Below are 10,375 nucleotides of genomic sequence, written 5' to 3'. Positions count from 1 at the left end.
CACCCCGGCTCCGGCTCCGGTCGCTGCCGCCCCGGCTCCGGCCGCTCCGGCGCCCGCGCCGGCCGCGCCCGCTCCGGTCACCCCGGCCGCCCCGGCTCCCGCTGCCGCGCAGGCCACCGACGAGGGTGCCTACGTCACCCCGCTGGTGCGCAAGCTCGCCGCCGAGAACGGTGTCGACCTCGGTTCGGTCAAGGGCACCGGCGTCGGCGGTCGTATCCGCAAGCAGGACGTCATCGCCGCCGCCGAGGCCGCGAAGGCCGCCGCGGCCGCCCCGGCTCCGGTCGCCGCCGCACCGGCCGCCGCGAAGAAGGCCCCCTCGCTGGAGGCCTCCCCGCTGCGTGGCCAGACCGTCAAGATGCCCCGCATCCGCAAGGTCATCGGCGACAACATGGTCAAGGCGCTGCACGAGCAGGCGCAGCTGTCGTCGGTCGTCGAGGTCGACGTCACGCGTCTGATGCGGCTGCGCGCCAAGGCGAAGGACTCCTTCGCGGCCCGTGAGGGCGTCAAGCTCTCGCCGATGCCGTTCTTCGTCAAGGCCGCTGCCCAGGCGCTGAAGGCGCACGCGCCCGTCAACGCCCGGATCAACGTGGACGAGGGCACGATCACCTACTTCGACACCGAGAACATCGGTATCGCGGTGGACTCCGAGAAGGGCCTGATGACCCCGGTCATCAAGCACGCGGGCGACCTCAACATCGCCGGTATCGCCAAGGCCACGGCCGAGCTGGCCGGCAAGGTCCGCGGCAACAAGATCACCCCGGACGAGCTGTCCGGCGCGACCTTCACCATCTCCAACACCGGTTCGCGCGGCGCGCTCTTCGACACGATCATCGTGCCGCCGGGGCAGGTCGCGATCCTCGGTATCGGTGCCACGGTGAAGCGTCCGGCCGTCATCGAGACGGAGGAGGGTACGGTCATCGGCGTCCGCGACATGACGTACCTGACGCTGTCCTACGACCACCGGCTGGTGGACGGGGCCGACGCGGCGCGGTACCTGACCGCGGTCAAGGCGATCCTGGAGGCGGGCGAGTTCGAGGTCGAGCTCGGCCTGTAGTCAGCCGCAGGTCGTACGGCGCCCCCGCCCGGGTTTTCTGGGCGGGGGCGCCGTACGTTCGCGTCCACGGGGCTTCGTCCGCCCCCGCCGCCCCTTCCCGTCCCGCCCGTGGGGGCGGAGCCCTCAGTGGGGTGGCGCTCGTCTCACCTGCGTCGAAGCGTGCCCGTGGGCTCCACCCGGGGACGTGAGCGGCCTTATTGTCTAAACGTCAAACGTGCTAAGGAGCCCTCATGACCGCGCCCGTCGTCCACTCGCTGCGCGAACAGATCCGCGAGCACATCGTCGAGGGGATCGTCAGCGGGCGCTGGAAGCCGGGCGAGCGGATCGTGGAGCGGCGGATCGCCACCGAGCTGGAGGTCAGCCAGACGCCGGTGCGCGAGGCACTGCGCGAGCTGGAGTCGCTGCGGCTGATCGAGTCGGCGCCGAACAAGGGCGTACGGGTGCGGAACCTGACCGCGGCCGACCTGGAGGAGAGTTATCCGGTCAGGGCCGGGCTGGAGGCGATCGCCGCGGAGCTGGCGGCGCGGCGGCTGGCCGAGGACTGCTCGGCGCTGGAGCCGCATGTGGCGGCGCTGTACGAGGCCGACCGGGCGTCGGACGGGACCGGCCAGGTGCGGCACACGGTGGGTTTCCACCGCGAGCTGGTGCGCGCGGCCGGGAACTCCGTGCTGCTGCACACCTGGGAGGGTCTGGGCATCGAGGTGTTCACGGCGCTGTCGATCCGCTGGCTGGGGACGGTGCAGCAGTCGTACGCGGAGGAGCACGAGGAGCTGGTGGCGGCCTTCAAGCGGCAGGACCCGCGGATCGCGGAGATCGTGAAGGCCCATGTGCTGGGCTGCGCGCCGCGGGCGTGAGTGCGCCGCACTGCCGCGCAGGCGTGCCCGCGACCCTGAGCGAGCACTCGCTCATACGTGGCCTCACCTGCGAAAACCTTTCGAAAATGCGGCACCCCGTGCCTTTGGCCGAGACACCCCGTGCCTACTTTCTCGTGATCAAGAGGTTTTCCCCCTCAACCCTTTGATCGATCATCGATCAGGGAGTTACAGTCGCCGACGGGCTTCACGACGGGTCGTACAACGTCACCGTCCGAAGGCCCACGCCCTGTCCTGCCAAAGACAAAGGGCACCCCCGAACCCTTACCGATGAGGGAACCCCCTTCGACTGAGGAAGGCGGCGACATGACCGACCCCCACGCCATCCAGCCGAGCGCGCTCGACCAGCTCCCCGACCGGGACCCGGAGGAGACCGCCGAATGGCAGGCCTCACTGGACGCGGTCACCCAGGCGGCCGGGCCGCACCGTGCCGCATACCTGATGCGGCGCACGCTGGAGCGCGCAGAGGGCAACGGCATCGCGCTGCCCAAGCTGCTCGAGACCGACTACGTCAACACCATCCCCACCGCCGCCGAGCCCGCAGCGCCGGGTGACGAGGCGATGGAGGCCAGGATCACCGCCTGGAACCGCTGGAACGCGGCGGCCATGGTGACCCGCGGTGCGAAACACGGCGTAGGCGGCCACATCGCCACCTTCGCCTCGGCGGCCTGGCTGTACGAGACCGGCTTCAACCACTTCTTCCAGGGCAAGGAGTCCCAGGACTCCCCCGGCTCCGGTGACCAGCTCTACATCCAGGGCCACGCCTCCCCCGGCATCTACGCCCGTGCCTTCCTCGACGGCCGGCTGACCGAGGCGCACCTGGACAACTTCCGTCAGGAGGCGGGCGGCAACGGCCTCCCGTCGTACCCGCACCCGCGGCGGCTGCCCTGGCTGTGGGAGTTCCCGACGGTGTCGATGGGCCTCGGCCCGCTCTCCGCGATCTACCAGGCGCGCTTCAACCGCTACCTGACCAACCGCGGCATCAAGGACGTCGGCGGCTCGCACGTCTGGGCGTTCCTGGGCGACGGCGAGATGGACGAGCCCGAGTCGACGGCGGCCCTCGCACTCGCCGCCCGCGAGGAGCTGGACAACCTCACCTTCGTCATCAACTGCAACCTCCAGCGCCTCGACGGCCCGGTCCGCGCGAACTTCAAGATCGTGCAGGAGCTGGAGGCCCAGTTCCGCGGCGCCGGCTGGAACGTCGTCAAGACGCTGTGGGGCACGGCCTGGGACGAGCTGTTCCGGCTCGACACCACGGGCGCGCTCGTCCGCCGTCTGCGTCAGGTGCCCGACGCCCAGGTGCAGACGTACCAGACGCGCGACGCCGCCTACATCCGCCAGGACTTCTTCGGCGGCGACCCGGCACTCGTCGAGATGGCGAAGCTGCTGAGCGACGACAAGATCCTGGAGTGCTTCCACCTCTCCCGTGGCGGCCACGAGGCGCGCAAGGTGTACGCGGCCTACAAGGCGGCCGTCGGGCACAAGGGCGCGCCGACGGTCATCCTGGCCCAGACGGTCAAGGGCCACACCCTCGGTGAGGGCTTCGCGTCGAAGAACGCCAACCACCAGATGAAGAAGCTCTCGGTGGACGAGTTCAAGGCGATGCGCGACCGGCTGGAACTGCCCATCTCGGACAGCCAGTTCGTCGACGGTGTGGTGCCCTACGGCCACCCCGGCGCCGACGCCCCCGAGGTCCGCTACCTCCAGGAGCGCCGCGCCGCCCTCGGCGGCCCGGCCCCGGCCCGCCGTACGCACCCGCTGGCCCCGCTGCCCGCCCCCGCGGAGAAGACGTTCGCCTCCTTCGACAAGGGGTCCGGCACGCAGAACATCGCCACCACCATGGCGTTCGTCCGGCTGGTCAAGGACCTGGTCCGCGACAAGGAGACCGGCAAGCGCTGGGTGCCGATCGTCCCCGACGAGGCGCGCACCTTCGGCATGGAGTCGCTGTTCCCCTCGCTCGGGATCTACTCGCCCAAGGGCCAGACGTACGAGCCGGTCGACCGCGACCAGCTGATGTACTACAAGGAGGCCAAGAACGGCCAGATCCTCAACGAGGGGATCACCGAGGCCGGTTCGATGGCCGACTTCATCGCCGCGTCCACCGCGTACTCCACGCACGGCGAAGCGATGATCCCGTTCTACATCTTCTACTCGATGTTCGGCTGGCAGCGCACGGCCGACCAGATGTGGCAGCTCGGCGACCAGCTCGGCCGCGGCTTCCTGGTCGGCGCCACCGCGGGCCGGACCACCCTGACGGGCGAGGGCCTCCAGCACGCCGACGGCCACTCCCCGGTGATCGCTGCGACGAACCCGGCCGCGCTGTCCTACGACCCGGCGTTCGCGTACGAGATCGCCGTCATCGTCAAGGACGGTCTGCGCCGGATGTACGGCGAGGCGGCACCGGGCGAGGACCAGAACGTCTTCTACTACCTGACCGTCTACAACGAGCCGATGCCGCAGCCCGCGAAGCCGTCCGGCCCCGGCATCGACGAGGCCATCGTCAAGGGCCTCTACCGCTTCAACACCGCGGAGTCGGCCGGTCTCGCGCCGGTCGCCAACGCGCCGCGGATCCAGCTGCTGGGCTCCGGTACGGCGATCCACTGGACGCTGAAGGCGCAGAAGCTGCTCGCCGAGGAGTGGGGTGTGGCCGCCGACGTGTGGTCCGCGACCTCCTGGACCGAGCTGCGGCGCGACGCGCTGGACGCCGACGCGGCGCTGCTGCGCGGCGAGGAGCGGGTGCCGTACGTCCGTCAGGCGCTCCAGGGTGCGGAGGGGCCGGTGCTGGCCGTCTCCGACTACATGCGCCAGGTTCCGGACCAGATCGCGCAGTGGGTCGAGCAGGACTACTCGTCCCTCGGCGCGGACGGGTTCGGTCTGTCCGACACCCGTGACGCTGCGCGCCGCCACTTCGGCGTCGACGCCGAGTCGATCGTGGTCGCGGCCCTCGCCCAGCTGGCCCGCCGCGGCGAGGTCAAGGCGACCGCGGTGAAGGAAGCGCGGGAGCGGTACGGGCTGTAGGCCCGGAGTTCGTACGGGGAGGGGCGCGGCGGCCGGCATCGGCCACCGCGCCCCTTCCCGTGTGCGCCCCTGGGACTCGCCCCGGGTTCGGCGTGTCGGTGCCACCCGGCATCATGCGGGTATGCGTGCTGCCCGGCTCATCAAGATGGTGCTGCTCCTCCAGGCCCGGCCCGCCATGACCGCCGCCGAGCTGGCGCGTGAGCTGGAGGTGTCGGAGCGGACGGTCACCAGGGACGCCCAGGCCCTGTCGGAGGCCGGCGTCCCGGTGTACGCCGAGCGCGGGCGCGCCGGCGGCTACCGCCTCGTCGACGGGTACCGCACCGGCCTCACCGGACTGGCCCGCGGCGAGGCGGAGGCGCTGTTCCTGAGCGGCGTACCGGGGGCGCTCAGGGAGATGGGGCTGGCGGACGCGGCCTCGGTGGCGCGGCTGAAGGTGTCGGCGGCACTCATGCCGTCCCTCAGGGACGCCCCGACGGCGGCGGCACAGCGGTTCCACCTGGACGCGCCGGCCTGGTTCCAGGAGCCGGTGGCACCCCCGCTGCTGCCCGTGGTCGCGGACGCGGTGTGGGACGACCGCCGGCTCACCGCCCGCTACCGGCGGGGCGAGGCGGAGGTCGTACGGGAGCTGGAGCCGTACGGTCTCGTGCTCAAGGCGGGCGTCTGGTACCTGTGCGCGCGAGTGGCCGAGGCGGAGGCCTTCCGCACCTACCGGATCGACCGGTTCACGGCCGCGGAGCCGCTCGCGGGGCGTTTCGGCAGGGACGAGGAGTTCGATCTGCCCGGTTTCTGGGCGGGTCAGGCGGAGCGGTTCGCGCGCTCGATCCTGCGCGCCGAGGTCGTCGTACGGCTCTCGCCGGCGGGGCTGCGCCGACTGCCGCACGCCGTCGACCCGGTGGCCGCGCGGGACGCGCTGGCGGGGGCCGGGGAGCCCGACGCGCGGGGCCGGCTGACCGTCACGCTGGGCGTGGAGTCCGAGGAGGTGGCGCACAGCCAGCTCACCGCGCTGGGGCCGGAGGCCGAGGTGGTCTCCCCGGAGTCGCTGCGGCGCCGTTTCGCCGAGGACGCGGCCCGGCTGGCGGCGTTGTACCGGCCGTAGGAAAACGCCCGCACTCCAGGTGCGGGCCACCCGTCCAGGCACGATGCTGGGACGCGTGATGGACGAGACGGAGTTCTGGGAGCTGGTCGACGACACCCGCGAGGCCGCCGAGGGCGACCCGGAGGAGCAGGCCGACCTGCTGGTGGAGCGGCTGGTCCAGCTGGACCCCGACATGGTGCTGGACTTCGCCCGTCACTTCGAGGCCCGCTTCAACCGGGCCTACACCTGGGATCTGTGGGGCGCGGCCTGGGTGTTGCTGGACGGGGCGAGCGACGACGCCTTCGACTTCTTCCGGTGCTGGCTGATCGGTCAGGGCCGGGAGGTGTACGAGGGGGCCGTGCACGATCCGGACTCGCTCGCGGATCTGCTGGGCGAGTTCGATGAGGAGATCGACGGCGACGGCGAGGAACTGGGCTACGCGGCCGACGAGGCCTACGAGCAGCTCACCGGTACCGTCGCGCCGGAACTGGGCATCGCGCCCGCCCCGGCGGAACCCGAGGGGACGCCGCTCGACTTCGAGAACGAGCGGGCGCTGGCGGAGCGCTATCCGCTGCTGTGGGAGCGCTTCAGGGGATGATCCCTCTTCCGAGGGGCCCGCGGGGGTCACACGGTCGTGCGGCGGCGCGTGGCGTCCATCGGGATGTAGGCCTGCTGCTCGGCCCGCACGGCGTGGTGCAGCGGTGCCTCGTTGGCCTGCTCCAGGGCGGACGCGGTGGCCGCGGCCGGGCCGAGGACGACCGCGGCGACGGCGCAGAGAATCGTCCAGGGGCTGCGGGCGGCCCGATGCCAGCCGGCCGCCGCCGTCCTGCGACCGGTGTTCGCGCTGCTGTCCGTGACGCTGTCCGTGATGCTGTTCATGGTCCCCACCTCTGTCGCCTTGTGTGGTGCATGACGGTAGGAGGCGTGGATGGGAGAACCCTGAACGCCGCCTGAGGCGTTCCTGTGAAGGTGCGGCCCTGGAGGCGGGCCGCCGTCCGCCGGATCTCCGGCAGCCGGGCGGTGAGGGCCGCGCCGGGGCAGCTGGTCATGTAGGCCTCCTGGTGGCCCGCGAGGACGGGCAGGGCGGCCGTGGCGCCCGCCGCGTACCGGCTGCCGCTGTTGCTGGAGGTCAGACGGACCCTCGCGCGCGGGTCGACGTCGGCCAGGCCGAGTTTCCAGGCGGCGAGGGCGGCGATCGAGTCGACCATGGCCTGCGGGACGGGGACGCCGGAGGTGAACGTGCCGAGGGCGGCGATGCCGGTGGTGCGGTGGTTGAAGCCCTGGGTGTGCGCGCCGGTGACGGGCCGGCCGGTGCCGCCCGCGCGGCCCTCGTAGATGGTGCCGCAGCGGTCGACGAGGAAGTTGTAGCCGATGTCGTCCCAGTCGCGGCCGCCGGTCTGGCCCGCGTAGAGGTAGCGGATGATGCGGGGCGCGTCGGCGCAGTCGTAGCCGTTGGGCGAGTCGGTGTGGTGGACGAAGACGGCGACGACCTTGTCGTCGTAGCGGGGGGCCGGCTGGGCGCGAGCGGCGCCGGCCACCCAGACCGAGCGCGGCACGATCCGCGGCCGGGCGGCGGAGTGCGCGGGGAGCTGTGCCGCCCGCTGCACGGTGCGGGCCGCCAAGGAGGCGGTGACGGCGTGCTCGACGCCGCCCACGCACAGGACGAGGGCGGCGACGGCGGAGAGCCCAGGCAGGCAGGCCAGGGCCACCAGGAGGGGGCGCGGCAGCGGCGCGGGGAGCCGTCCCCGCAGCCCCCGCAGCCGCCGCAGTTCCCGCGTGGATCTGCGCGTGGCCCTTCGCGCGAGTCTCCGCGCGCGGAGGGCGACCTGTCGTATGGCACGCATGGACTCACTGTCGGGCGGTTCCGTTCCGTCCGCGATGTGTGCTGTGCCACCCGGTGGAACCATCCTCCCGGTCCGGGACGTTTCCGGTCTGCACGCGTGCGTTGCCCGTCGTGGACGGGTGCGGCGCGCGAGGCTGATCACCGGGCCTGTCCCCCGCGTACTAAGGGGTCCGAGAGAAAGGCGGCTCCGTGGACCTGCTCGACATCCTGCTGGTGCTGGTGATCCTGGTGTACGCCGGGTCGGGCTACCGGCGGGGACTGGTGGCCGGCTGTGTCTCGCTGGCCGGTTTCGTGGGCGGTGCGGCGGTGGGCGTGTGGATCCTGCCGTGGGTGATGGACCTGGTGACAGCGGGGACGACGGCGGCGACGGTCACGGCGGTGCTGACCGTGCTGGTCCCGGCGGCGGTGGGGCACGAGCTGGCGGGGCGGCTGGCGTTGCGGTTGCGCCGGGAGCTGGAGCAGGGGCCGCTCAGGGTGGCCGACGGGGTCGGCGGGGCGGTGGCGAACTCGGTGGCGGTGCTGATCGTCGCCTGGGTGGCGGCGAGCGTGCTGGCGGTGTCGTCGACTCCGGTGGTGACGTCGGCGATCCGGGACTCCCGGCTGCTGGGGGCGGTGCAGGCCACGATGCCGGACACCACCCCGGCGTGGTTCTCGCGGGCCACCTCGGCGCTCACCCAGGCGGGCTTCCCGCAGGTCTTCAACCCGTTCGAGAACGAGTCGACGGCGGAGGTGTCCAGGCCCACCGGCGACAGCGTCACCCCGGCGGCGACCAGTGCGGCGAAGCTGAGCACGGTGAAGATCGAGGGCGTCGCGGGCGACCAGGGCCGCGAGGGCAGCGGGTTCGTGTACGCGCGCGAGCATGTGATGACCAACGCGCACGTGGTGGCGGGCATCGACGACCCGACCGTACGGATCGGGGGCGTCGGGCGGTCGTACGAGGCGCGGGTCGTGCTCTTCGATCCGGCCAGGGATGTGGCCGTGCTGTATGTGCCGGAGCTGCGGGCCCCGCTGCTGCGGTTCGACGACGACGCCTCGCGCGGGGACTCCGCGGTGGTCGCGGGGTATCCGCAGGACGGCGGTCTGAACCTCCAGGCGGCGACGGTGGCGAACCGGGTCGACGCGACCGGGCGCAACATCTACAACGACGGCACCGTCACCCGGGAGATCTACTCGATCCGTTCCACCGTGCGTCCCGGCAACTCCGGCGGCCCGCTGCTGACCACCGACGGCCGGGTCTTCGGTGTCGTCTTCGCCCGTTCCACCTCCGACGCCGAGACGGGGTACGTCCTGACGGCCGCCGAGGTCGCCGAGGACGCCCGGCGGGCGACGACGGCGACGGCCGCCGTGGACACGGGCGAGCTGATCAGATCGTGACGGCGAGACGGCTCACAGGAGCGAGCGGCCCATGAACACGTCGTCCACGTACGAGCCGTCGAGGAGGAACTCCTGCGGCAGGACGCCCTCCACCACGAAGCCCTCGGACTCGTAGAGGGCCCGCGCCAGGGTGTTGTGGCCGAGGACGCGCAGGGTGAGGCGGCGGGCGCCGAGCCGGCGGGCCTCCTCGACGGCCGCCCGGAGCAGCGCCCGTCCGACGCCCCGGCCGCGGGCCTCGTCGGAGACGGCGAGGCCCTGGATCTGGCGTACGTGCGCGTTGACGGCCAGTTCGGTGGGACGGCCGAGCCGGATGTAGCCCACGACACGGCCGTCCACCTCGGCGACCAGGTGCTCCTCGGGGTGGTGCCGTTCGTCGAAGAAGGCGCTGTACGGCGGCTGCGGCCGGGGCGCGACCGCGTGCAGCGGGGACCAGGTCAGGCGGTCGATGAGGGCGAGCGTCTCGTCGTCCTCGGGCCGGGCGGGGCGTATGCGGGCGTCGGTGAGGTTCGGCAGGTGGGTCATGTGCGGCACCTTATGACGCGGGTCTTCGCTGCGGACGGGGGTTTTACGAGGTCACACGGCAGGATGGGGGCATGGAACGTAGGCGAATCGCGGTGGCCGGCGCGTCCGGTCTCATCGGCAGCGCCCTGGTGCGGTCCCTGACCGCCGACGGGCACGAGGTGGTCCGCCTGGTGCGCCACGCGCCCCGGAGCGAGGCGGAGGTGCGCTGGGATCCCGAGCGGGGGCGGGTGGACGCGGCCGGGCTCGCCGGGTGTTGTGCCGTGGTCAACCTGGCGGGTGCGGGGGTGGGCGACCACCGCTGGACGGACGCGTACAAGCGCCGGATCCATGACAGCCGGGTGCACGGGACGGCCGCCCTCGCCAAGGCGGTCGCCGCGCTCGACGAGCGGCCGCGGGTGTTCGTGAACGGCAGCGCGATGGGCTACTACGGCGAGACGGGCGAGCGGGTCGTCGACGAGGGCGCGCCCGCGGGCCGGGGTTTCCTGCCGGAGCTGTGCGTGGAGTGGGAGGCGGCGGCGGAACCGGCGCGGGCGGCGGGGGTGCGCACGGCGTTCACCCGGACCGGGCTGGTCGTGGCGCGCGGCGGCGGCGCCTGGGGGCGGCTGTTCCCGCTGTTC

Annotated in this window: 10 protein-coding genes; 7 read left to right on the top strand and 3 right to left on the bottom strand. The window is 72.5% G+C overall.

The window, feature by feature from the left end:
* The 5 genes from sucB to P1P75_RS35235 all read left to right on the top strand — a co-directional run.
* The coding region (gene sucB / locus P1P75_RS35255; RefSeq protein WP_319263199.1) for a 2-oxoglutarate dehydrogenase, E2 component, dihydrolipoamide succinyltransferase at window positions 1-1,054 on the top strand (1,054 nt) is incomplete at its 5' end.
* Between the two features lie 230 nt (window positions 1,055-1,284).
* Window positions 1,285-1,908, top strand: coding sequence for a GntR family transcriptional regulator (locus P1P75_RS35250; protein WP_319263197.1), 624 nt, complete (start codon window positions 1,285-1,287; stop codon window positions 1,906-1,908).
* 324 nt (window positions 1,909-2,232) lie between these two features.
* Window positions 2,233-4,944: a pyruvate dehydrogenase (acetyl-transferring), homodimeric type gene (gene aceE / locus P1P75_RS35245; RefSeq protein ID WP_319263196.1), complete on the top strand. Its 2,712-nt coding sequence runs from the start codon at window positions 2,233-2,235 to the stop codon at window positions 4,942-4,944.
* A 121-nt stretch (window positions 4,945-5,065) separates the two neighbouring features.
* Window positions 5,066-6,040: a WYL domain-containing protein gene (locus P1P75_RS35240; RefSeq protein WP_319263194.1), complete on the top strand. Its 975-nt coding sequence runs from the start codon at window positions 5,066-5,068 to the stop codon at window positions 6,038-6,040.
* A 58-nt stretch (window positions 6,041-6,098) separates the two neighbouring features.
* Window positions 6,099-6,617, top strand: a complete 519-nt coding sequence (locus tag P1P75_RS35235; RefSeq protein WP_319263200.1) for a DUF4240 domain-containing protein — start codon at window positions 6,099-6,101, stop codon at window positions 6,615-6,617.
* A gap of 26 nt (window positions 6,618-6,643) precedes the next feature.
* Here P1P75_RS35235 and P1P75_RS35230 read toward each other — a convergent pair whose 3' ends face one another.
* Together P1P75_RS35230 and P1P75_RS35225 are read right to left on the bottom strand one after the other, a co-directional pair.
* On the bottom strand, window positions 6,644-6,898 hold the full coding sequence (locus P1P75_RS35230; protein WP_319263192.1) for a hypothetical protein: 255 nt from the start codon (window positions 6,896-6,898) through the stop codon (window positions 6,644-6,646).
* Window positions 6,895-7,926: a peptidoglycan recognition protein gene (locus P1P75_RS35225; protein ID WP_319263190.1), complete on the bottom strand. Its 1,032-nt coding sequence runs from the start codon at window positions 7,924-7,926 to the stop codon at window positions 6,895-6,897. Before P1P75_RS35225 ends, P1P75_RS35230 begins: the two co-directional genes overlap by 4 nt.
* Before the next feature lie 125 nt (window positions 7,927-8,051).
* Here P1P75_RS35225 and P1P75_RS35220 point away from each other — a divergent pair, with 125 nt between their 5' ends.
* Window positions 8,052-9,236, top strand: a complete 1,185-nt coding sequence (locus P1P75_RS35220; protein ID WP_319263188.1) for a MarP family serine protease — start codon at window positions 8,052-8,054, stop codon at window positions 9,234-9,236.
* Window positions 9,237-9,248: 12 nt separating this feature from the next.
* Here P1P75_RS35220 and P1P75_RS35215 read toward each other — a convergent pair whose 3' ends face one another.
* Window positions 9,249-9,758, bottom strand: a complete 510-nt coding sequence (locus P1P75_RS35215) for a GNAT family N-acetyltransferase (protein WP_319263186.1) — start codon at window positions 9,756-9,758, stop codon at window positions 9,249-9,251.
* Between the two features lie 71 nt (window positions 9,759-9,829).
* Here P1P75_RS35215 and P1P75_RS35210 point away from each other — a divergent pair.
* Window positions 9,830-10,375, top strand: a 546-nt coding sequence (locus P1P75_RS35210; RefSeq protein ID WP_319263184.1) for an NAD-dependent epimerase/dehydratase family protein, incomplete at its 3' end; no start/stop codon positions are given.

This window comes from Streptomyces sp. ID05-39B (assembly GCF_033794725.1).
Taxonomy (GTDB): domain Bacteria; phylum Actinomycetota; class Actinomycetes; order Streptomycetales; family Streptomycetaceae; genus Streptomyces; species Streptomyces bobili.
The sequence above is the reverse complement of the archived record's forward strand: the minus strand, read 5'-3'. Positions and strand labels throughout refer to the sequence as shown.

What these genes read in the sequence shown, in the direction of transcription:
- P1P75_RS35250 (WP_319263197.1), top strand. Translation starts at nt 1,285, where the DNA reads ATGACCGCGCCCGTCGTCCACTCGCTGCGCGAACAGATCCGCGAGCAC.
- aceE (WP_319263196.1), top strand. Translation starts at nt 2,233, where the DNA reads ATGACCGACCCCCACGCCATCCAGCCGAGCGCGCTCGACCAGCTCCCC.
- P1P75_RS35240 (WP_319263194.1), top strand. Translation starts at nt 5,066, where the DNA reads ATGCGTGCTGCCCGGCTCATCAAGATGGTGCTGCTCCTCCAGGCCCGG.
- P1P75_RS35235 (WP_319263200.1), top strand. Translation starts at nt 6,099, where the DNA reads ATGGACGAGACGGAGTTCTGGGAGCTGGTCGACGACACCCGCGAGGCC.
- P1P75_RS35230 (WP_319263192.1), bottom strand. Translation starts at nt 6,898, where the DNA reads ATGAACAGCATCACGGACAGCGTCACGGACAGCAGCGCGAACACCGGT.
- P1P75_RS35225 (WP_319263190.1), bottom strand. Translation starts at nt 7,926, where the DNA reads ATGGTTCCACCGGGTGGCACAGCACACATCGCGGACGGAACGGAACCG.
- P1P75_RS35215 (WP_319263186.1), bottom strand. Translation starts at nt 9,758, where the DNA reads ATGACCCACCTGCCGAACCTCACCGACGCCCGCATACGCCCCGCCCGG.